This is a genomic window from Pseudomonadota bacterium (genome assembly GCA_018823135.1).
Taxonomy (GTDB): domain Bacteria; phylum Desulfobacterota; class Desulfobulbia; order Desulfobulbales; family CALZHT01; genus JAHJJF01.
This window is the reverse complement of sequence record JAHJJF010000103.1, coordinates 1-21,311: the sequence shown is the minus strand read 5'-3', so window position 1 is coordinate 21,311 and position 21,311 is coordinate 1. Positions and strand designations below refer to the sequence as shown.

The following is a 21,311-nucleotide window of genomic DNA, read 5'->3' as shown; positions in this document are numbered from 1 at the left end:
ACTAATTTTCTTTTTAAAATAATTGGTAATGCTTGCTTCATTTTTTATTCTGGTAAAAATAGTGCTGCGGTGCCAGGCAGGCCGGGAAATTTCCATAATCAGGAAAATAGCGGAAATGTGAGCGGTCGCAGATCATATCCATTCTTCACCTCTTTCTTATATCATTGGCATTTGATTGTTCTCTCCGGAACTGATACGGTAATGCAATGTATACGGTGTTGATCGTTGAAGACTGTCCAATTACCCGAGAAACCCTGAGGGATTGTTTACAGGCCCATGCCCGGATAAGTCAGGTCCTTACGGCTCCGGATGGCATTGCAGCAACAGTCATCCTTCATGATAACCGGGTGGATTTTGTCTTGACGGATCTGACCATGCCGAGAATGGACGGTTATGAGCTGATGGAGCATATCCGGCGGTTTTATCCGGAAATTCCCACCTGCGTCATGACTGTTCACGAACAGGCCACCGAAAAGCTGATCAAGTCCGGGGCGCTGCTTGTATTAATCAAGCCGTTCTCTATTGATGAAGTATTGAACAGAATAATTCACTGTATTGAATTACCCAAAAGTATCCATGCACTCCAGGAACAGATCGACTCTCTCCAGGCAGGTATCCGAAAACACCGGTTTAGCCTCATCCGGGGCGGTAAATACCATTCTTTATAAACAGGTGATAGGGAGGCAGATCGGTATCTCTGCTTCTTTTGGTCTTTGGGTGAGGCGATGTTTGATGACTCGCAGAAATGCATGCCGGTAATGATGAAATCAACGCAGAAAGGAGTTTTGTGATGATCCGGTTCATTATAGACGAGGAGCGTTGTACCCAGTGTGGAGAATGCGCCGCTGATTGCCCGGCTGAAGTCATAGTTATGGAAGACTTCCCGAAGATGAGTAATGAAAAAGGCTGCTACCAATGCCAGCACTGTCTTGCAATCTGCCCTACGGGCGCGGTGTCGATTCTCGGCAGGAATCCTGATGACAGTGCGGAATTGTCCGGCAATCTACCGGACCCGACCCAACTGGAGATACTGATCAAGGGCCGGAGGTCGGTGCGCCGTTATACCGGCAGGGACCTGCCACCGGAGCTGATCGATGATTTGCTGCAGATCGCCTGCCACGCCCCCACCGGCGTCAACAGCCGGGCGGTAATGTTTACCGTGGTCAGGGATGGCCAGGCCATGGACAGATTGCGGCAGGAGGTGATGACCCGGCTTGCGGAAAAAAAAGCGGAAGGGGGTTTTCCGGCAGGTTTTGTCGGCCAGTATCTCGGTGCGGCGGTCAAGGGGTGGCAGGAGGAGGGCAGGGATATCATTTTCCGCGGGGCTCCCCACCTGCTCATAACCAGTGCGCCGAAAACCTCCCCCTGCCCGGTACAGGACACCCACATCGCCCTGACCACCTTTCAGCTGATGGCCCATGCCCGCGGCGTTGGCACGGTGTGGGACGGGATGTTCATGATGGCCCTTGCCGTCTGTCCCGAGCTCATTGAGCGGCTCGGGATTCCGGCAGATCATCTCATCGGCTTTGCCATGGCATTCGGCGAACCTGCAGTGGAATACCAGCGGACCGTGCAGCGCGGCCCGGCTCTGGTGAATGTGGTCCGGTAAAGAAGAATAGAAGAACGGGGTCAATCCAGGGCAGTAATCAATGCCAGGCTTGATATAGGGGCTGATCGGGACGGTGTATTCGCCAGGAAATTGTCCAGTCATGGAGGCGAAGATGTTTTTCATCAGGAATGTTTCCTTTCAGCCCATTCATTGTAAGTAATGCTTGCGTTAAACATCGTAAAAAGCAAGCTGGAAGCAGCGTCCCAGGGGACGCGGAGAGGACTATTATGAAGACGGAACAGTTCAGGAAAGGTCGGGAAGAGGTGGAAAAGATAATCGGTGGTGTTGAAGAGGAGATCAAAGCCAAATTTGTGCCGGAACCGGATAAGAAAATCAAGCAGGCGAAGCAGATTATCGATGGACTGGCAATAGAGGCAAGCGGCGAGATCCAGACCAGGTCGATCTACAATTTGAATATGAAGATCACCCACCTTCAGGTGCAGATTGACAAGCTTCCTGTAAGGAAAAAACCATTAGTAAAAAGAGTGAAGAAAAAATAAGTTTTTATTGATGGAACAGGAATAGCAAGGCCTTTATCCCTCTCAAGGGGTACTGGAAAGAGTGGTTCTTGGGGTGCATTTCATGTGCTCGGAGTTGAGGTTTTACTCCTTGCAGGTACTTTCCTGCGGCGGCAAGATGCAATATTGTGAGTAACGGGATCAGCCCCAGGTTATTCCCTTATCCAACGCCGCTTAAAACAACAATTAAAACGTGGGAGCAGGGCGGGAGTTTAATTGTTGAATGAAGTGTTGGTGTATCCGTTTCTACGGCTCCTTTTTCTTTGAGCATCTCACCTTTACATTCAACCCTGTGCCGCCGCACGCCATTGCCTGAATAAAATAGACTCAGGAGTGATCCTTTGGATCTGATAATTAATAATTTGTTCATTCCCATTGAAAGAGATGGGATGAGTGCATACCTAACTGCCGCCTCGCAAAAGCTTCAAATAAGCGAAGGGCGGATAGCAATCACTAAAATCCTCAGCAAAGCACTTGATCTGAGCAATCAGGAACAGTTTTTTTACAAAGTTTCGCTGGTTGTCAGTATTGATGACAGCTTTAAAAACCAGCAGAAGTTCCCGGTCTACGCAGAACCAATTCAAGTAAACAGCAAAGCATCAAAGATCAAAGACCGTCCGATCATCGTCGGTTTCGGGCCGGCTGGGATGTTTGCCGCCCTGGAGTTTATCGATCGCGGAATCAAGCCCATAATTTTTGAACGGGGCAAAAACATAGCTGCGCGCTCCGTTGATGTGCAGCGGTTTTTTCATGAAGGGCAGATAGATCCCGAATCAAATATCCAGTTTGGCGAGGGAGGGGCCGGTTCCTACTCGGATGGCAAGCTTTTTTCCCGACGGAATTATAATACGAGTTATGTGAATCGTGTCCTGCAGACTTTTATTAAATTCGGGGCGCCTCCTGAAATAGGCTATATCAGTAAGCCTCATCTGGGGACCGACGTACTGTGCCGAATTGTTGCTAATATTCGGAACCATATCCTGGCGCGAGGCGGTGAGATTCATTACGGTTCAAGAATGACCGATATTCTGATCTCGGCAGGAAAGGCCGCCGGGGTTATCATCAATGATGAAAAGGAATATCTCTCAACAAGTATCTATCTTGCCCTGGGACATTCGGCGCGCGATACATTTGCGTTGCTTCATGAAAAAGGGGTTGCGGTTGAACCGCGACCGATTTCAGTGGGAGTGCGAATCGAGCATCCGGTTGAAACGATTAATCTGATGCGTTATGGCGATAAATATAAGGATTTTCATGGGTTGGGGGCTGCCACCTATTCTTTGAATTATACCAATCGAATAATCAAGCGGGGGGTCTATACCTTCTGCATGTGCCCGGGAGGCGAGGTGCTTAATGCCTCCTCGGCGCCAGGGATGCTGGTGGTTAATGGCATGAGCTACTCACGCCGGGCATCGGCATTTTCTAATGCGGCGCTGGTGGTTACCTGTCATGCCGCTGATTATCAATCTGCCGGTCCACTGGCAGGCATTGATTTTCAGAAGGATATTGAGCAAAAGGCGTTTCAGGCGGGCGGTGGAAACTGGCAGGTGCCGGCGCAGAATCTGATGGATTTTTTAGGCGGCAGGAGTTCTGCCGCCTTGAATGAAAACTCCTACAGGCAGGGCGCGGTTGCTGCTGATCTGAAAGAGATCTTTCCTGGATTTGTTGTTGAGGAGCTGATGAACGCATTTCATCAATGGCAGAAAGAAGTGCCGATATTTGTTTCCGGCCAGGCCATATTATTAGGTGCCGAAACCAGAACCTCATCTCCGGTGCGTATTACCCGTAATGAACAATTCGAATCAGTAAACACCAGAAATCTTTTTCCCATAGGCGAGGGCGCAGGCTATACCGGCGGCATCACCAGTTCTGCCGCGGATGCGCTCAAGGCGGTGGATAGCCTCCTGATGCATCAAACTGACAATTCATGATCTGACTGATTATTTGTGATCGAGGCCCCATGCTATTTTCTTCTCTCGGACTTTCCGCAGCCCTTCTTCGGATTATCGATGAAATCGGCTACTCCATCCCCACTCCCATCCAGCTCAAGGCGATTCCCGCTGTTCTTTCCGGCAGGGATGTCATGGCTGCGGCGCAGACCGGCACCGGCAAAACCGCAAGTTTTGCCCTGCCCCTGCTGCAGCGTCTCGCCGGCGGACCCAAAGTCGAGGGGAATCATATTCGTGCCCTGGTGTTGACCCCGACCCGTGAGCTTGCGGTGCAGGTTGCCGAGAGCATTGCTACTTATTCCAGGCATCTTTCGCTGAAGTCGGGCGTTGTCTACGGAGGGGTGAAGATCAATCCGCAGATGATGAAACTGCGCGGCGGATTAGATGTACTGGTGGCGACACCGGGACGCTTACTTGACCTTTTCAGCCAGAATGCCGTAAAGTTTTCGCAGGTGGAGACCCTGGTCCTGGATGAGGCGGACCGCATGCTGGACCTGGGTTTTATCGGCGATATCCGGAAGATCCTGGCGCTGCTGCCGAAAAAGCGCCAGAACCTCCTGTTCTCGGCCACCTTTTCCAACGATATCCGCACGCTCACCAAGGATCTCCTTAGGAATCCGCTGCAGATAGAGGTCAGCCCCCGTAACTCCGCAGCAAAGAATGTCAAGCAGTGGGTCTATGAGGTCGACAAAAAACGCAAGCCGGCCCTGCTCAGTCACCTGCTGCGCAATAAAGGCTGGGAGCAGGTGCTGGTCTTCGTCCGGACCAGGAAAGGCGCTGATCAACTGGTTGGGAAACTTGCGTGTGACGGCATCTCCACTGCGGCGATCCATGGCGACAAGACTCAGAGTGAGCGTAGCCGCACTTTGGCCTATTTCAAGGAAAATAAGCTCCGGGTCCTGGTGGCCACCGACATTGCGGCGCGTGGTCTCGACATCAGTGAATTGCCCCATGTGATTAATTTTGATCTGCCCAAGGTTCCCGGCGACTACGTGCACCGCATCGGTCGTACCGGGCGAGCCGGTTTGCAGGGTGAGGGAATCTCGCTGGTCAGTGCCGATGAAGCCCCATTGCTTGCCGCAATCGAATCCCTGATCCGCCAGACTCTGGTGCGTGAGGTTGAGACCGGTTTTATCCCGACTCATACTGTTCCGTTGACCCGCCAGATGAAGCTGCGCCCCAAGAAACCTAAAAAACTGAAAAAGCCAAAGATTGAGGAGAACCAGGGCGAAATCCTGGAAGCCAGTGGCGACCCTAAAAATGCCAGCAATAAACCGCGCCGGGGTGGCAGGTTGCAGGCATCAGATAAATCAAAAGGGGGGCAGAGGGTCCGGGGAAGGCAGCGACCTGACAGTAGCGCTGTCTCTGCGAAGAAATCCAGGCTTTTGAAGTCGCGTCGTGGTGTCACGACAAAGAAAACCCGTGGGTAATGTCTTGAAACAAACAATGAAAGTTCATAATAACGGTGTTGGGCATACACATCGTCTAGTTCAGCCTTGATGACCGAACGACATTAGAGCGCAACCTGTTGTAAAGGGCGTTGTTGGATTGTGCCGGTTACTCGTGGCGCAGGGCCTCGATGGGATCCAGGCGGGCTGCCTGCCGGGCCGGGAAATAACCGAAAACCACTCCCACCGTCGCCGAGAAGAAAAAGGCGATGATGACGATCTGCGTGCTCATCACAAAAGGCATTTCCAGCGCATGAGCCGCCACTGCCGCCCCTGAGAGTCCCAGGATAATCCCAACCACCCCCGCCGAAGGTTGAAAGAACCACCGCCTCCACCAGAAACTGCAGCAGCACTTCCGACCCCAGGGCGCCGATGGCCAGTCTGATGCCGATCTCACGGGTCCGCTCGGTGACCGACACCAGCATGATATTCATGATGCCGATACCGCCCACCAGCAGGCTGACCGCAGCCACCGCCCCCAGGAGGGTGGTGAGAATTCTGGTGGTGCCGGTGAGGGTGGTCATGATCTCCTGCATGTCGCGGACGCTGAAGTTGTCATCTTCGCCAACCGGGACGCGCCGCCTTTCTCTGAGCAGTTTGGTGATGTTCTCCTTGGCCTTTTCGATGGCCTCACGGTCACGGACCGAGATGAAAATGGCCGAGACATCATTGTTGCCGACAATCCGCCGCTGCAGGGTACGCAGTGGGATGAGGATGAAATCGTCCTGGTCGCTGCCGAAGCTGGACTGACCCTTGGCCTCCAGCACGCCGATCACCTGGCAGGAGAGTTTCTCAAGACGCAGGGAGGCATCCAGGGGATCCTGATTTCCGAAGAGCTCTTTTTTAACAGTGGCGCCGAGGATGCAGACGGCGCTGCCGGCGCGCTGTTCGGAATCGGTGAAGAGTCGTCCGGACTGCAGGGGCCAGTCGCGGGCCGCAAGATAGCCGTTGGTGCTGCCGGTCACCGAGGTGGCCCAGTTCAGATTACCATAGATGGCCTGGGTGCCACGGGACGAAACCGGGGCTACCGCACGTATCCCTGAAACCTCGTTGGCGATGGCCGCGGCGTCTTCGCTGCGGAAGGGCGAGGCACTGGCACTGGCGCCGCCCGGACCGTGGCTGTGCTGCCCCGCCCTGACCTGCAGCAGGTTGCTGCCCAGGCTGGAGATCTGTTGGGTAACCTGCAGGGTGGCGCCGCGGCCCAGGGTGACCAGGGCGATTACCGCTGCCACGCCGATGACGATGCCGAGGATGGTCAGCGATGAACGCAGGACGTTGCGGCGGATCTCCCTTTGGGCCAGTTGCATGGTTTCCCAGAGCATCAGCTGTGTCCTCCAGGGGTCGGCTCGGCTGCGATCAGCCCGTCTAGAAAGTGGATCTGGCGCCTGGCGTACGCCGCCATATCCGGTTCGTGGGTGACCATAAGTACGGTGAGGTCCTGTTCACGATTGAAGGTGGTGATCAGCTCCATGACCTCGCGGCTGCGGGCAGTATCCAGGTTGCCGGTGGGTTCGTCTGCCAGCAGTACCCGGGGTTCGGTGACCATGGCCCGGGCAATGGCGACTCGCTGCTGCTGGCCGCCGGAAAGCTCGCCGGGTGTATGATTCTCCCAGCCGGAAAGCCCCACTGCCGCCAGGGCGGCCTGGGCGCGGTGTCGGCGCTGGGAGCGGGCAACACCGCGATAAATCAGCGGCAGTTCAACGTTTTCCAGGGCCGAGGTGCGGTTCAGGAGATTGTATCCCTGGAAGACAAATCCCAGATAATGACGCCGGAGCAAGGCCCGCTGGTCGCGACCGACGCTCCCCACCTCAACGCCATCGAAGAAATATTCGCCTTCAGTGGGGGTGTCAAGACAGCCCAGGATATTCATGCAGGTGGACTTGCCGGAGCCGCTGGGGCCCATGATCGCCACGAAGTCGCCCTGCTCGATGCGCAGATCGATGCCCCGCAGGGCGGCCATGGCGGCAAGGCCTGTGCCGTATATTTTGCTGACTCCCCGCAGCTCGATGAGTGGCGGCTTGGTCCCGGTTATGGTGGCGCTGGGTTCGTTCATGGCTTGGCGCTGACGATGTCCACCACCAGCTCTTCTCCGGGTTGCATGCTGTTGTCAATAATTTCGGTAAAGACGCCGTCGGTGGCGCCGGTGCTGACCGGGATCGGGGTGAGGACTCCTCCTTCCCGCATTACCCAGACCCGCTGAACTTTCTTAGCACCTTTGGTGGTGGTTTCCTTGCGTGTTGGCCCGTTACGCCGTGGACGTGGGAACAGTCGGCTCAGGACACTGCCGCTGCTACGGGACTTGTTGCTGTCATTGATTTTTGCAGGCGGCGTAAAGCGCAGGGCCCCATTGGGAATCAGGAGTGCGTCACGCACCTCCTTGACTGTTATGTTTGCAGTGGCGGTCATCCCCGGCCGCAGGGAGAGGTCGGAATTGTCGACATCCAGCAGGGTCTCGTAAGTCACCACGCCGTCAACAGTTTTGGAACCGTAGCGGACCTGGGAGGTTCTGGCCGGGAAGCTGCGCTCCGGAAAGGCGTCCACCGTGAAGGTGGCGGTCTGGCCGGCTGTGACCTGGCCGACATCGGCCTCGTCTACGTCCACATGCAGTTCCATCTTGGCAAGATCCTCGGCCAGGGAAAAGAGTACCGGCGCCTGCAGGGAAGCGGCCACGGTCTGGCCTGGATCCACGGAACGGCTGAGCACGACGCCGTTGATCGGCGAACGGATCACGGTTTTTGAGCGATCGGTTTCAATGGCGGTGAGTACCGCTTCGGTCTGGTTGACGGAGGCCTCGGCGCTGGCCTGATCGGCTCTGGCGCGGTCAAGGGCGGCCTGGGCCGCTTCCAGGTCGTGCTTTGATATGGCTTTGCCCTGGCTCATCTCCATTACCGACTGCAAACGTTCCAGGTTGCGGGTGGTCTCCTTGACGGTGACTATGGTCTGCAGGACCTTGGCCCTGGTTGCTTCAAGGCTGGCGCGGGACTGGAGCACCTGGGCCTCAAGTTTTGAGGTGTCCAGTCGGGCCAGAACCTGGCCGACCCGGACACGGTCGTTGTAGTCCACATCAACGCTTTTGACAATGCCGGAAAGTTCGCTGCCCACCTGGACCTGGTTCACCGGCGCAAGATTACCGGTGGCGGTGATAATTACCTGGAGGTCGCCGCGCTGGATTGGCTGGGTCTTGTATTGAGGGGCAGTGGTCGGGGTGTCACGTTGCCACCAGTAAAGCGCTGCCACCAGTACGGCAAGGATGATGGCCGCCGTCAGCAGTCGTTTCAACCAGGGTCTGCTGCCTGAGGAAGAAGTCCGGGCCAGGGTTGCGGCAACCTCGGATTTTTCAGGGGAATTATCGTGCATAGTATTTATTCCTTTGTCTTAACAAGGGTCTCGGAAGGTTCAGCGGCCAGATTCTGCCAACCGCCTCCCATGGCCTTGTATAACCGCACCATGTTGGAGCTGACCGCCCCCTGGCTCTGGGCCAGTTGATCTTCGAAGGAGAGCTGCGAGCGTTGGGCGTCAAGGACCGTGGAGAAATCCTGCAGGCCGGCCTGGTACTTGTCGCGCGCCACTGCGGCGGCGATCTGTGCCGCCTGTGCCCCTTCGGCCAGGGCCTCATGGCGGCGCTGCTCCTCGACATAGGCAATGAGGGCGTTTTCCACCTCTTCCAGGGCGGTGAGGACGACGCGTCGGTATTGGAGCAGTTTCTGTTCCTGCAGGGTTGACTGGATCTCGATGTTGCGGCGCACCTGTCCGCCATTAAAAAGCGGCCAGGAAAAAGAAGGGCCGAAGCGCCAGCTGCGGCTGCCAGGGGCGAGGATGTCGGCGGAATCTATGGACTCCAGGCCGATGGAACCACTCAATCGGAATTTAGGGTAGAGATCGGATACTGCCACTCCGATCCGGGCGGTGGCCGCTGCCAGTTGTTGTTCGGCGCGCCGCAGATCAGGACGCTGGCGCAGGGTTTCAGCCGGAACCCCGACGGCCACTGTTGCCGGTGGCGCTGGAATCGGCGCCGGGTCTTTCAGGAGTTGGTGGATTCGCCCTGTTTCTTCGCCTGTGAGAACCGCCAGGCGGTTGAGACTTCCTGCCAGGCCGACTCGCAGGTTGGGCAGCTGGGCGCGGGTACTGGCCAGGTTGTAGCGGGCCTGCTGGACGGCCAGTTCATCGCTCAATCCTGCCTGGTAGCGCCAGTCGGTCAACTGGAAGGTTGCTTCCTGAAGCTTGAGATTTTCGTTGGCAGCGGCCAGACGGGCCTGATAGGTGCGGGTTTCAAGATAGTTGCCTGCCACCTCGCCCAGCAGACTGACAAGAACATCACGCAGATCCTCCCTGACCGCGTCAAGGTCAGCCTGGCTCGCCTCCAGAGTGCGGCGCAGTCCGCCGAAGATGTCCAGTTCCCAGCTTGCATCGAAGCCCAGGGCAAAGTGATTCTGGGTCTGGCTGTGGCTGCGGCTTCGGGTAGCAGAGCCGGTGGCGTCCAGGGTTGGAAAATTATCAGCCCTGGTTAACCCCAGGCGGGCCCTGGCCTCCTGCAGACGGGACTGGGCCAGTTGCAGGTCAAGGTTGCCGTCCACCGCCCGTGCAATGAGGTCGGAGAGCACCGGGTCGTTGAAGTTGGTCCACCAATGGGCCAGATTCGCCGGGTCAAGGGCCTCCACCGACAGCCCTCCAGCAGGCTCGCTCTGCCAACTTGCCGGGGTCTGCGGCTCAGGGGGCTGGAAATCAGGGCCCACCGGCGCGCAGGCGACAAAGAAAAGGCTGCAGAGTATGCCGGTGGTGATCTTCTGGAAAGGGCGGTAATCTGGCAATACTTGCAGGGCAACAAAGAGATTTTTCATTTGTTACCCAAAATACAGAAGGGATATAGGCAAGTCAATAGCGATTCTGGAATCCGCGTCGGGCTTTTGTTGCTGCTGATTTGCCGAAGCCGCAAGGTATTACGCCGGGATAATTTCAAGGCCTCCAGCATTATTGATCAGATTTTTCGGACTATGTTTATACAGCAGGTAAATGGAGATAAAAAAGGTGACCAGTTCGGAAAGGGGAATTACGATGAGAATGGCATCATTGCCGATCATTATGTGAATAATAAAGAGAAAGATAACCGGCAACAGCAGGTTTCGTGCCAGAATCAGCAGGGTTGAATCAAGACAGCGGTGCATTGTCATCAGATAGGGTGCGTTGTCTGTGGGCTTAAGCTTAGTGGAAACCATGATTTTTCTTTAGTTCAATACCCCAAAAAATGGTATGATGCTGTGTATCTGGTGCAGATGGTTCTCATCTTGCTTTTTATTGTCCCAGTAGTAAAACAAACTTATATTCCGAAGCCCCTTGTCGTCGGGCTGGTTTATCCCCATTGAAAAAGTTCAAAAAAATATATATTGAGATCACCAACCGTTGCAATCTCGCCTGCAGTTTCTGTGAGCCCGGCAAGCGTCCCAAGGCTTTCATGCAATTGGCGGCTTTTGAGGAAATCCTCCGGAAGATCAGCGGCAATACCGAGTATATTTCCCTGCATGTCCTCGGCGAGGCGCTGCTCCATCCCGAATTGGAGCCCTTCCTGGCCATGAGCCGGGAATATGGTCTGCGGGTTAATCTGTCCACCAACGGCATGCTGCTTTCCCGGCACCGGGAGATGCTGCTCCGGCAACCGGCCCTGCGGCAGATCAATATCTCCCTGCACAGTTTTGAACAGTCGGGGGACGCTGCCCTGGATGCTTATCTGGCCGGGATCTTTGATTTCATTGTGGCGGCGGTTCCTGCCACGCAGCTGTTCATCAACCTGCGGCTGTGGAACCAGCAGCAGGATTCAGCTCCGGGTAAGCAGGACACGGGCAGCCTGGTGCTCCAGCGCCTTGAAAATCATTTCGGGATGCCGGTGCCCCTTGCCGAGGATTTTTCCACCGGGCGCGGCATTATTCTGGCACCGCAGGTTTTTTTGAGCCGGGCGCGCCGTTTTACCTGGCCCCATGCCCCGGCTCCGGAACCGGGGGCGCACGGATATTGCCGCGGCCTGCGGGACCATATCGCCATTCTGGTGGACGGTACGGTGGTGCCCTGCTGTCTGGATGCCGAAGGCGATATCCCGTTGGGCAATATTTTTCAGGCGGCTCTGGATGAAATTCTTGCCGACCCCCGTGCTGTGATGATCCGCGAAGGCTTTGCCCGGCAGCGGTTGGAGGATCCTCTTTGCCGGCGCTGCACCTACCGGCAGCGTTTCCAGCGCAATATTCCCGTACAGCAAGTACAGGAAAGGGTAAAGGGGATGTCAAAGAAATTAATGAAAAGACAGAGGGTTGCATCGTGAAGTTAATGCAATCATAAACTGAACCACTCAACTGAGATGAAAACATGACTGATAATAATATCATAGAATTAACCCCGTTCCGTGCCGATCTGACCCGTGCTCTGACCCGTCGGGGCGAGCGGCTTCTGGCCGCAACTGATCTGGCTGAGGAGGTCGCAGATCTCGAACCTCTGGAAGCATACTATATCGTCAGGGAGATCGGTCTGGACCATGCCCTGCCCATCCTTCTTGAGTTGAGTCACGAACAATTGCAGACCGGTATTGATCTGGATTGCTGGAACCGTTACGATTTTGCAGCGGAAAGTCTTGATGAATGGCTGACTGCTTTTGCGCAGGACGGGGCGGATACTCTGGCCAGGACTTTTTTCTCCCTGGACTATGTGGTGCAGCTCCTTTTTCTGACCCAGACGATGACGGTGTTTGATCCGGATACTGATCAGGTTCCTGAAGTGGAAGAGGGTGACATGTCCCGTGCCATGACCCCGGATGGTTTTTTTATTGTGGAGTTGAAAGAGGAGGTGGCGCTGAAGGTCCATCCCTTTGCTGTGTTGGATGCGTTGTATCAGTACGATCCCATTGCAGCCCACCAACTCCTTCGGGGGGTTCGGGTGGATACCCAGACCCAGATCGAAGAAGAAGCCTTGCGGTTCCGCAACGGCCGTATGCAGGATATCGGTTTTGTGCCACCGGACGAGGCCACAGTTCTCTTCTCCCGACCGGCTAGTCAACCGTTGACCCTGCCGCAGAAGCCCATAGACATTATCAATACCCGGATTCCGTCGGTGTATGCCGCCCCCTTGATCGAGACCACCCTGCTTCAGCAGGCCCTGTCTCTGGTTACTGACCAGGAAAGTCTGTCCCGCCTGGAGCAGGAAATTGTTTGGGCGATAAACAGCGCCATTGTCGCCTATGGCGAAAAAACCCATGACATTAAACAGATTGCCGACATTGCCGAACGGGTGCGGGACACCATCTCCCTGGGTCTGGAATCATTGCTGGCCAAACAGCAACCCGATTGTCCGCCGGATGGCCCGGAAGCAGGCGCCAGGGCCTCCGAGCTTCTGGATGTCTGGTGCATAAATGATCTGTTCCGGCACGGTTTTGCCGCGACAATGGCTCTCAAACAGGAGATACGCAAGGCAATGGCTGAGTCACAATTCCGTGCCTGGTATGACCTGTCGGATACCAACCAGTCTGATGAGCCAGGCGATCGGCTGGACCGCGCCTTTGTCCGCGCCCTGCTGGGGCCGCACCCTTTGCGCAGCGGTTTTGATCTGGCCAATGCTGAGAAAATCAAGGCCTTTGCCTGCCTCGCTGATATCAATGTTGCCCATGTCCGTCTGAAACGGATTGTGGGCAGGTTCCATAATCAGTCATGACCGCGACTTCATGAACCGCATTGACCCGCGGATCATTGAAATGGCTGATCAGGCAATCACTACCTATACCGGCATTTTCTGCGCTTCCTGGTCAACCGCGTTTTTTGTATAGACCATGGGGAGATGCGGATTTATGAAGGCGGCTATGCATATTATATGGAAAAAGCAGGGCAGAAAGAATGAGGGTTATCGGCTCCAGGCTTCCAGTTTTGAGACTTCAGCCCGCAACCTGCTTACCATTTCCGGGGAGTTGAACAGCTTCCGGCACAGTTCACATTTACTATAGGTAATGATCTCACGGGCCTTGATACCGGCATAGGAGGCGATACTGGTGATTCCCATGGTTCTGATCAGGTTGTGCAACCGGTCGGTTTCAGTTTTCGGGAAAAGCTGTTCAATGGTATTGCCGCTGAGGTTGCCAAGGTAGAAGAAGTTGGTTTCCGGAAAATGGCTTCCTGCATCGCAGCAGGCGTACATGTCGAGATTCGGAGTGAGGTAGGGATTCATCGTGCAGCAGTTTGCCTGGTAATCGGTGCGAATGTTCCGCCGTTTGAAAGAACCCGCCCGGCCTGCATAGATCACCGGTTCGGGGAAGAAGGTGAGATTATGCTCACGCAGAAACTGCTCATGGGCATCATCTTCCGGTGAAAAATCAGTAACAAATGAAATAAAATAATCCAGGCCGAGCTTCCGGCAGCTGCCGGCCGCATGTAAGACATTGTCCCGGCTGATATTTTTCTGGTGCCACCGGGAGTAACTCAGGCGTAACTGGCACAGGCCATTTTCCTTCAGTTCGGTAATATGTTGGTCGGCAGTTTCAGCGGTCTTTGCCCAGAAGCTGTTGGTGACAATTCTCGTGTATATCCCCAGCTCACTGCAGAGCTTGACCAGTTGGGTGATTTCAGTGAAATCCAGGAACGGTTCTCCAGCGGAAAAGCTCAAAGCCCCAACACCTGCCCGGGCCATCTCGACAATGATCTCTTTTGCCGTGTCATGATCCATCTTTGTCGCGGCAGGAAGATCTTCAGTGGCCACGCAGTGCTCGCATTTAATATTGCATCTGGTTGAGTATCCGAAAGCTATTTTGCGCATATGTTGCAATCATCCTCCTGGAGGCGGTCCAAATCAGTTGAAAGTCGGGAAAGGTAGCATTAAAAATGCAGGAACAAGCCATGTTCTAACGTATCCTTGGGGAATTATCTTTCGAAGTCGGCGTTTATCTTTCCCCAATGCAAAGCCTGAAGAATACTATTTTCGGATACCTTTATTTCAGCTATGATGGCGACGCATTACCATGAATTTACTGTCATCTGAAAAAATCAGCAAGGACGTTACAGCGTGAAACTGCCGTGGAAGCCGGAGAGCCGGCCACTGATGCTCGCCCCGATGCAGGGTTTGACCAACCGGGCGTTACGGGCGGTGTTTATTAACCGCGTCCGGCCTGATGTGGTTTTTACTGAATATGTCCGGGTTCAGTCGAGCAACCGGAAATGCATCTCCAGCACCGATCGTCGGGAAATTGCCGATGATTGCCAGACAACGCCGCTGGTGGTGCAGCTCATCGGCAGTAACATCGATTATCTGGTTGCTGCGGCCGAAACCGTCCAGGAACTTGGTGCACAGCACCTGAATATCAATCTTGGCTGTCCCTACGGCCGGATGACAAAAAATACCGCAGGCGGTTCACTGCTGAAATATCCTGCCGGTCTGCCGTTGATGCTGGAGAGTCTGCGGAAAATCATAACCGGCAGCTTTTCAGTAAAAATACGCTCCGGGTATGACGATCCTTCCCAGTTGCTGTCCCTGATCCCGATGTTTGAAGACTGCGGCATTGATTTCCTCATCGTTCACCCGCGCACCGTGGTTCAACGCTTCAGCGGTCTCGCGGATCACGCGGTCACCGCCGCCGTGGTCAGGAAAACTTCGTTGCCGGTTATTGCCAACGGTGACATATATAGCGCGGCTGACGGAGACCGGGTAAGTCAAACCGGCGCTGCCGGCCTGATGCTGGGGCGCGGCGCCATAGCTGACCCACTGCTCTTTGAAAGGCTGCGAGGTAATTATCCGGCCACCTCGTCAATGGAAAAGAGGGGGTCAGAATTGCGGGAATATCTGCAGGAACTCCTTGTCCGTTACCAGGGATTATTCTGTGGCGATCAGCAGATACTCTCTAAAATGAAAGACGTTCTCGGCTACGTCAATGATCCCTGTTTTTCAGAACAGTTGCGAACACTCAGAAGAACCAAGCGCCTTGCCGAGTTTTCAGAGCTCCTGGCTGCTTTTTCATGGGTCAGTTCAGAAATAAATTAGCAGAGTTCGCGCCCGGATTGGGGTAAGATTCCGTTGGCTCGATTGAGCGAAACCGCAGGCGTAGCAGCGATACGTTGAGGATCTTGCGATTGAGAGCCGATGGAAGATTGACCCGAGCAGGGATGTGAAAATGTGAAGTCATTTCTGTTCGGACCCCAACAAAGAGGAATGTAAATGGCTCAACCATGGCGTACCGTTGACAGTATTGATACCAATGAGGGGCTTCTTGATCTGAGGCAACGGGGCGAGAAGGATTTTCTGATCACCATTGACAGCCGGGTGCTGATGAATTCCTCGGCCAATATGTCCGAGATAGTTTTATCGGAGCTGGCCTGTGAGCCCCTGAAGAATATAAAGAGTCCCCGGGTGCTGGTGGGTGGCCTGGGTATGGGTTTTACCCTGAAGGCCGCCCTGGATAATCTCCCGGCGGATGCCGAGGTGGTGGTAGCTGAGCTGAACCCGATTATGGTTAAATGGTGTCAGGGACCCATTGCTCATCTTACCGGCGGCGCCGTTGACGACCCGCGGGTCAGGGTGGTGATTGATGATGTGGCCTCGGTGATTCGTTCTGCAGCCATGAAGGGCAAAAAAAATCGCTTTGATGCGATTATCCTCGATCTCTACGAAGGACCTTATGAAGGGGACCGGGGCAGGGGAGAATACCTGTATGGCGATATGGCGCTGGAGCTGAGCAGCTCCGCCTTGAAAGCGGGCGGCGTGTTTGCGGTTTGGTCCGAAGACCCGGACAAGGCCTTTGAGAAACGTTTGCAAGGTGCCAGGTTCGTGGTTAACCGGCAACGCCCGGGCCGGGGTGGCCGGCGACATGTGGTGTATATCGCCCGCAAAACCTCCATGTGACGCCTGGCCAGCTCCCTGGTTCAGTCATCCTGCCAGTTTTTTTTGAAGTAAAAATAGATATAAGTGGATATGTCATTAAGAGTATCCTTGAAAACAAAGGAAGAACAATAAATGAATATATTCGAAGAATCGAAACAGCAGACCGCATTTCACCGCCTGACCCCGGACCGGGTGATCACCCTGGTGGAGAAAGCCCTGGGGCGGCGCTGCACCAATCTTTGTCGGCCCTTGAACAGCTATATCAACCGGGTCTACGAACTGCAGGCCGAGGACGGCAAGGGTCTGGTTGCCAAGTTTTACCGGCCCGGCCGCTGGTCGAAGGACGCCCTGCAGGATGAGCATGATTTCCTTCTTGAGCTTGCCGGCCAGGAGATTCCGGTTATCGCGCCCATCATGCTCCTGGGCGGCGGAACTCTGGGCAGGTATGAAAACATATATTTCACGGTGTTTCCCAAGACCGGCGGCCGCAGCTTTGATGAATATAATGATGACCAGTGGATGGAACTGGGGCATCTGCTGGGCCGTACCCATAATGTCGGCGCCATGCATCTGCCCAAAGACCGGCTCACCATGGCGCCGGACAGGTCAACCCGGCAGCAGGTCGACTATATCCTCGCAGGCAGCTTCATTCCTGCCGATATGCTGGGCGGCTTCAGAGACCTCACTGACACCCTTATCAATGAAATCAGTCCCCTGTTTGATAAAACCGGGATGATCCGTATTCACGGCGACTGCCATTTCTCCAATCTCATCTACCGGCCGGACGAATCCTTTTTTATCATCGACTTTGACGATATGGTGGTGGGGCCGCCGGTGCAGGATTTCTGGATGCTGCTCCCCGGCCATCAGCAGGAATCACGAAGGGAACTCGGCGCATTTCTGGAAGGCTACGAGATGTTCAGGGATTTTGATTACGGCAGCCTGCGTCTCATCGAGCCGCTCAGGGCCATGCGCTTTATCCATTACACGGCATGGTGCGCCCATCAGTTTGCCGAGGACGGTGAAACCAGGGTGGCTGCGGATTTCGGTTCAAGGCATTACTGGCAGACCGAGATGAATGATCTGGCAGACCAGCTGGACCTGATTGTTAAGGGCAATGGCGGGTGACGGGAATGGATGGCACAAAGCGGGCGGATATCAAGACGGGAGCTGCGGTTTACATAGTCCTGAAGGAGGATCAGCGCACAGGAAAGCTCACCCGGGGAATTGTCAAGGATATCCTGACAAAATCCCCGACCCATCCTCATGGCATTAAGGTCCGCCTGGAAAGCGGTGCCGTCGGCCGGGTTAAAAAAATATCAGCACCGGAAGCTGTGGATGATTGACAGAAGTTTGAAAATAGTTACCATGGAATCGGGTCAGGACACTTATTGCGTAACGCTTGAAAGGAAAGAAAATGGCAGAGATCGGCAGGATAAATAAGCTCACGATAAAAAGAATGTTGGATTTTGGCGCCCATCTTGACGGTGGTGAGGAAGGGGATATTCTCCTGGCGAAAAGGGATATCCCCAGGGGGGGCGAGCCTGGAGACGAAGTTGAGGTTTTTGTTTATAAAGATGCGGAAGATCGTCTCCTGGCAACCACCCAGAAACCCTATGCAACTGTCGGCCGGTTTGCCAAATTGCGGGTGAAGGCGCAGTCTCCATCTGGTGCGTACCTGGACTGGGGGATGCAGAAAGATCTGCTGGTGCCAAAGAGAGAGCAGCAGACCAGAATGGAGGAAGGCAAGTCCTACGTGGTATATGTCTTTCTCGATGAAAAAACCAACCGCATCGCCGCATCATCAAAGCTGGATAAATTTCTTGATCTGCAGCCCCCGGAATATGAAGAGGGTCAGGAGGTGGATCTTTTGATCTATGGCCAGTCAGATCTGGGATATACCGCCATTGTCGACCATGCGCATCTCGGCATGGTCTATAAAAACGAGGTGTTCCAGAAGCTCTCCATCGGCCAGGAGATTCGGGGGTATATAAAAAAAGTTCGTGAAGACCTCAAAATTGACTTGAGTCTGCAACCATCAGGCTACAAAAAGATTGATGATGTTTCGAAAGGCATTCTCGCCACCTTGAAAGACCATGGCGGCAGGATTGCGGTTACTGATAAAACCCCGCCGGAAGAGATCTATGCCCTGTTCGGAATCAGCAAGAAGACCTTTAAAAAGGCCATAGGCGCCCTCTACAAAAGAAGGCTTATCACCATGGATGACAAGGGTATCAGGCTTGCCAGACGATGAGGGCGGGGCGCAGACGGTTGTAAGCACTATCTGGTCGAGGTTTCATTCCTCACTGCTGCAGACCAGTTTCAGAAAGACCTCCACCACTTCGGGATCAAAGTGGCTACCGGCGCGTGACTTGATATGCGCGCATGCCTTTTCAATTGGCCATGCTTCGTGATAGCGACGTTCGCTGGTCAATGCGTCCCATGTGTCGGCAACGGCAAAGATCCTTGCCCCCAGAGGGATTTCCTTTCCTTTGAGTCCCTGTGGATATCCTGAGCCGTCCCAGCGTTCATGGTGACTGTAAGGGATATCAAGGGCCGGCTGCAGGTATTCTATGGATGACAGCATCTTGAAGGCGTGCAGCGGGTGTTGCTGCATTATTTGCCGTTCCTCCGCAGTCAGTTCACCTTTTTTCAACAGCACCTTGTCGGATATCGCCATTTTGCCTATATCATGAAGCAGGGCGCCCCGGTTCAGGTGAACGAGGTTTGCTTCAGTCATGCCGATTTCTCTGGCAATTTTTCCGGTCAGCGAGGCGACTCGCTGGCTGTGCCCCTCAGTTTCCCGGTCTCTGAGGTCCAGGGCGTGGCCCCAGCCGGCAATGGTTGAGTCGTAGGCCTGGACCAGTTCGAGATTGGTTTGTGTGAGTTCCTTGTTGATTCCCTCGAGTTCCCGCTCATGGGCTGCAACCTGTTCCAGGGCCCGCAGGGTAATCCTGGTGATCACCAGAACAAAAAGGCCGCCGCCCAGAAACACACTGGAGGTGAGAATTTCCAGGGGAAATTTAATCTGTAGTATCTGGATGATAAGGAACAGCAGGTAGCCGGTGAGGAAAAATGACATCAGCCCGGACATCAGGCGCCATTTGGAAAAGAGTTCGTGGGGGATATGCCGTGAGGCCTTCAGGTGGAGAATCAGCGAGACTGCGATGAACAGCGAACCGGTTATTACTGCGGCTATGATCAGGAGCGGGAGGGTATTCATTAATTATTCCATTTCACTCTTTTTCATGATATTCTGTAAATCAGTTCGGAGCAGATCACCTAATGCATGGAATGATAAGCTATCTTTTCTTTCTTCGCCAGCCTTGGCATTTCTCTTGTTGGATAAAGGGGCACTCAATGGTTGGTCTGAAGATTATCAATTAATTATCAGGAGCTAAAAGTATGAGTAAAGAACATAAAGCAGTTAAGGCGGAAAAGAAAAAACCAGCCATGTCGCCAAAAGAAAAGAAGGCTGCCAAAAAAACCAAGAAAGCAACCAAGAAGGCATCCAAGGATTTTTAGCCCTGATCGCCTCGGGCAATGTCCGAGCCCCAGGTTGTGGAAATCCCCTGCTCTATTCAACCCGTTTACATATCCCTCAATGAAAGCGCTATGCGTTTTCGCGGCAGATCGATTTCAAGCACCCGGACCATGACCTGCTGGCGAACCTTGACCACTTCGGACGGATCCTTGATAAAGCGGTCCGCCAGTTGACTGATGTGGATCAGGCCGTCCTGGTGAACGCCGATATCGACAAAGGCCCCGAATTTCGTGACATTGGTGACTATCCCCGGCAGTTTCATCCCCGGATGCAGATCTTCCACGGCGTTGATCCCTTTGGCAAAGGCAAAGACCGCAAATACCTCCCGGGGGTCGCGTCCCGGTTTGGCAAGTTCGGCCATGATGTCGGACAAGGTCGGCAGGCCTATTGACTCCGAGACGTAACGATTCATATCTATCTGTTTTCTGATATCCTCGTCTTTGATCAGATCCATAACCATACAGCCGGTATCCCTGGCCATCTGTTCGACTATGGGGTACTGCTCGGGATGCACGGCGCTGCAGTCAAGGGGGTTTTTCGCCCCTTGAATCCGCAAGAATCCGGCGCATTGTTCAAAGGCCTTGGCACCGAGCCGCGGCACCTTCAGCAATTGCCGTCTGCTGTCAAAGGGGCCGTTTTCATTTCTGTAGGCAATGATGTTTCCGGCAAGGACCGGTCCCAGGCTGGAAACATAGGTGAGCAGCTCCAGGCTCGCGGTATTGACTTCCACTCCCACACTGTTGACGCAACTTTCCACTACATCTTCAAGACCTTTTTTCAGCGCCGCCTGATTGACATCGTGCTGGTATTGGCCGACGCCAATGGCCTTGGGGTCGAGTTTCACCAGTTCGGCCAGCGGGTCCTGCAGGCGACGGCCGATGGAGACTGCGCCGCGCACCGTCAGGTCATGATCCGGGAATTCCGCCCTGGCGGTTTCTGAAGCGGAATAGATGGATGCACCGCTTTCATCCACCATGGTTATCATTATATCCCCTGGCAATTGCAGGGCGCGCACAAAGGTTTCGGTTTCACGGCCTGCCGTGCCGTTGCCGATGGCAATGGCCTCGATCCTGTATTTGTTACAGAGCTCTCTCACTATTCTGTCGGCATCAATGATCTTCTGAGCGGAAAGTGTGGGGTAGATGGTGGTGAAATGCAGCAATTTGCCCTGGGCATCCAGGCAGACCAGTTTGGCGCCGGTGCGAAATCCCGGATCCAGGGCCATGACTCTTTTCTGGCCCATGGGGGGCGCCAGCAGGAGGCCGCGCAGATTCTCGGCAAAGACCCGGATGGCTTCGCCGTCGGCACGCTCTTTCAAGGCGTTGCGCAGGTCATTTTCAAGGGATGGCCCCAGCAGTCTTTTGTACGAATCTTCCACCGCCAGGGCAACCTGTCGGCCTGCTTCGTTTT

19 protein-coding genes and 1 pseudogene are annotated in these 21,311 nt (G+C 54.4%); 12 read left to right on the top strand and 8 right to left on the bottom strand.

What is annotated here, in order from left to right:
- The first annotated feature begins 206 nt into the window (after positions 1 to 206).
- The 5 genes from KKE17_11535 (at position 207) to KKE17_11515 (ending at position 5,506) form a co-directional block, all read left to right on the top strand.
- Complete coding sequence (locus KKE17_11535; GenBank protein MBU1710626.1) at positions 207 to 668, top strand: response regulator; 462 nt, start codon at positions 207 to 209, stop codon at positions 666 to 668.
- A 122-nt stretch (positions 669 to 790) separates the two neighbouring features.
- Entirely contained in the window at positions 791 to 1,609 is an 819-nt protein-coding gene (locus tag KKE17_11530; GenBank protein MBU1710625.1) for a nitroreductase family protein, read from the top strand.
- A gap of 227 nt (positions 1,610 to 1,836) precedes the next feature.
- A complete protein-coding gene (locus KKE17_11525) occupies positions 1,837 to 2,109 on the top strand; it encodes a hypothetical protein (GenBank protein MBU1710624.1) in 273 nt (90 codons plus the stop codon).
- A 359-nt stretch (positions 2,110 to 2,468) separates the two neighbouring features.
- The gene (locus KKE17_11520) at positions 2,469 to 4,058 is read left to right on the top strand and encodes a dehydrogenase (protein MBU1710623.1); all 1,590 of its coding nucleotides are present in this window, start codon (positions 2,469 to 2,471) and stop codon (positions 4,056 to 4,058) included.
- A gap of 29 nt (positions 4,059 to 4,087) precedes the next feature.
- On the top strand, positions 4,088 to 5,506 hold the full coding sequence (locus tag KKE17_11515) for a DEAD/DEAH box helicase (GenBank protein MBU1710622.1): 1,419 nt from the start codon (positions 4,088 to 4,090) through the stop codon (positions 5,504 to 5,506).
- Positions 5,507 to 5,633: 127 nt separating this feature from the next.
- Here KKE17_11515 and KKE17_11510 read toward each other — a convergent pair.
- The 5 genes and pseudogenes from KKE17_11510 to KKE17_11490 all read right to left on the bottom strand — a co-directional run bounded on the left by KKE17_11510 (position 5,634) and on the right by KKE17_11490 (position 10,737).
- Positions 5,634 to 6,846, bottom strand: a pseudogene (locus tag KKE17_11510) (ABC transporter permease).
- Positions 6,846 to 7,577, bottom strand: coding sequence for an ABC transporter ATP-binding protein (locus tag KKE17_11505; protein ID MBU1710621.1), 732 nt, complete (start codon positions 7,575 to 7,577; stop codon positions 6,846 to 6,848). Before KKE17_11505 ends, KKE17_11510 begins: the two are co-directional and overlap by 1 nt.
- The gene (locus KKE17_11500; GenBank protein ID MBU1710620.1) at positions 7,574 to 8,881 is read right to left on the bottom strand and encodes an efflux RND transporter periplasmic adaptor subunit; all 1,308 of its coding nucleotides are present in this window, start codon (positions 8,879 to 8,881) and stop codon (positions 7,574 to 7,576) included. The genes KKE17_11505 and KKE17_11500 overlap by 4 nt, the downstream gene beginning before the upstream one ends.
- A 5-nt stretch (positions 8,882 to 8,886) precedes the next feature.
- A complete protein-coding gene (locus KKE17_11495; protein ID MBU1710619.1) occupies positions 8,887 to 10,362 on the bottom strand; it encodes an efflux transporter outer membrane subunit in 1,476 nt (491 codons plus the stop codon).
- Between the two features lie 99 nt (positions 10,363 to 10,461).
- Positions 10,462 to 10,737, bottom strand: a complete 276-nt coding sequence (locus KKE17_11490) for a hypothetical protein (protein ID MBU1710618.1) — start codon at positions 10,735 to 10,737, stop codon at positions 10,462 to 10,464.
- Between the two features lie 143 nt (positions 10,738 to 10,880).
- Here KKE17_11490 and KKE17_11485 point away from each other — a divergent pair, with 143 nt between their 5' ends.
- Entirely contained in the window at positions 10,881 to 11,831 is a 951-nt protein-coding gene (locus KKE17_11485) for an SPASM domain-containing protein (protein MBU1710617.1), read from the top strand.
- 44 nt (positions 11,832 to 11,875) lie between these two features.
- Positions 11,876 to 13,210, top strand: a complete 1,335-nt coding sequence (locus KKE17_11480) for a hypothetical protein (GenBank protein ID MBU1710616.1) — start codon at positions 11,876 to 11,878, stop codon at positions 13,208 to 13,210.
- 186 nt (positions 13,211 to 13,396) lie between these two features.
- On the opposite strand, the gene KKE17_11475 is transcribed toward KKE17_11480, so the two are convergent.
- On the bottom strand, positions 13,397 to 14,302 hold the full coding sequence (locus tag KKE17_11475) for a radical SAM protein (GenBank protein MBU1710615.1): 906 nt from the start codon (positions 14,300 to 14,302) through the stop codon (positions 13,397 to 13,399).
- 282 nt (positions 14,303 to 14,584) lie between these two features.
- Between KKE17_11475 and KKE17_11470 the strand changes: the two genes are divergently transcribed.
- The 5 genes from KKE17_11470 to KKE17_11450 all read left to right on the top strand — a co-directional run bounded on the left by KKE17_11470 (position 14,585) and on the right by KKE17_11450 (position 18,611).
- Complete coding sequence (locus KKE17_11470) at positions 14,585 to 15,520, top strand: tRNA-dihydrouridine synthase family protein (protein MBU1710614.1); 936 nt, start codon at positions 14,585 to 14,587, stop codon at positions 15,518 to 15,520.
- A 174-nt stretch (positions 15,521 to 15,694) separates the two neighbouring features.
- Positions 15,695 to 16,378: a spermidine synthase gene (locus KKE17_11465; protein MBU1710613.1), complete on the top strand. Its 684-nt coding sequence runs from the start codon at positions 15,695 to 15,697 to the stop codon at positions 16,376 to 16,378.
- Between the two features lie 111 nt (positions 16,379 to 16,489).
- The gene (locus tag KKE17_11460) at positions 16,490 to 17,485 is read left to right on the top strand and encodes a serine/threonine protein kinase (GenBank protein ID MBU1710612.1); all 996 of its coding nucleotides are present in this window, start codon (positions 16,490 to 16,492) and stop codon (positions 17,483 to 17,485) included.
- A gap of 5 nt (positions 17,486 to 17,490) precedes the next feature.
- On the top strand, positions 17,491 to 17,703 hold the full coding sequence (locus tag KKE17_11455) for a YwbE family protein (protein ID MBU1710611.1): 213 nt from the start codon (positions 17,491 to 17,493) through the stop codon (positions 17,701 to 17,703).
- Between the two features lie 71 nt (positions 17,704 to 17,774).
- The gene (locus KKE17_11450; protein MBU1710610.1) at positions 17,775 to 18,611 is read left to right on the top strand and encodes a GntR family transcriptional regulator; all 837 of its coding nucleotides are present in this window, start codon (positions 17,775 to 17,777) and stop codon (positions 18,609 to 18,611) included.
- 42 nt (positions 18,612 to 18,653) lie between these two features.
- Here KKE17_11450 and KKE17_11445 read toward each other — a convergent pair whose 3' ends face one another.
- Positions 18,654 to 19,580 (bottom strand): HD domain-containing protein, encoded by a 927-nt coding sequence (locus KKE17_11445; protein ID MBU1710609.1) that lies wholly within the window; start codon positions 19,578 to 19,580, stop codon positions 18,654 to 18,656.
- 367 nt (positions 19,581 to 19,947) lie between these two features.
- Positions 19,948 to 21,311, bottom strand: a 1,364-nt coding sequence (locus KKE17_11440; GenBank protein MBU1710608.1) for a helix-hairpin-helix domain-containing protein, incomplete at its 5' end; no start/stop codon positions are given.

Excerpts from the sequence above, each read along its gene's own strand:
- KKE17_11535 (MBU1710626.1), top strand. The coding sequence starts at position 207 with ATGTATACGGTGTTGATCGTTGAAGACTGTCCAATTACCCGAGAAACC.
- KKE17_11530 (MBU1710625.1), top strand. The coding sequence starts at position 791 with ATGATCCGGTTCATTATAGACGAGGAGCGTTGTACCCAGTGTGGAGAA.
- KKE17_11525 (MBU1710624.1), top strand. The coding sequence starts at position 1,837 with ATGAAGACGGAACAGTTCAGGAAAGGTCGGGAAGAGGTGGAAAAGATA.
- KKE17_11515 (MBU1710622.1), top strand. The coding sequence starts at position 4,088 with ATGCTATTTTCTTCTCTCGGACTTTCCGCAGCCCTTCTTCGGATTATC.
- KKE17_11505 (MBU1710621.1), bottom strand. The coding sequence starts at position 7,577 with ATGAACGAACCCAGCGCCACCATAACCGGGACCAAGCCGCCACTCATC.
- KKE17_11500 (MBU1710620.1), bottom strand. The coding sequence starts at position 8,881 with ATGCACGATAATTCCCCTGAAAAATCCGAGGTTGCCGCAACCCTGGCC.
- KKE17_11495 (MBU1710619.1), bottom strand. The coding sequence starts at position 10,362 with ATGAAAAATCTCTTTGTTGCCCTGCAAGTATTGCCAGATTACCGCCCT.
- KKE17_11490 (MBU1710618.1), bottom strand. The coding sequence starts at position 10,737 with ATGGTTTCCACTAAGCTTAAGCCCACAGACAACGCACCCTATCTGATG.
- KKE17_11480 (MBU1710616.1), top strand. The coding sequence starts at position 11,876 with ATGACTGATAATAATATCATAGAATTAACCCCGTTCCGTGCCGATCTG.
- KKE17_11475 (MBU1710615.1), bottom strand. The coding sequence starts at position 14,302 with ATGCGCAAAATAGCTTTCGGATACTCAACCAGATGCAATATTAAATGC.
- KKE17_11470 (MBU1710614.1), top strand. The coding sequence starts at position 14,585 with ATGCTCGCCCCGATGCAGGGTTTGACCAACCGGGCGTTACGGGCGGTG.
- KKE17_11465 (MBU1710613.1), top strand. The coding sequence starts at position 15,695 with ATGGCTCAACCATGGCGTACCGTTGACAGTATTGATACCAATGAGGGG.
- KKE17_11460 (MBU1710612.1), top strand. The coding sequence starts at position 16,490 with ATGAATATATTCGAAGAATCGAAACAGCAGACCGCATTTCACCGCCTG.
- KKE17_11455 (MBU1710611.1), top strand. The coding sequence starts at position 17,491 with ATGGATGGCACAAAGCGGGCGGATATCAAGACGGGAGCTGCGGTTTAC.
- KKE17_11450 (MBU1710610.1), top strand. The coding sequence starts at position 17,775 with ATGGCAGAGATCGGCAGGATAAATAAGCTCACGATAAAAAGAATGTTG.
- KKE17_11445 (MBU1710609.1), bottom strand. The coding sequence starts at position 19,580 with ATGAATACCCTCCCGCTCCTGATCATAGCCGCAGTAATAACCGGTTCG.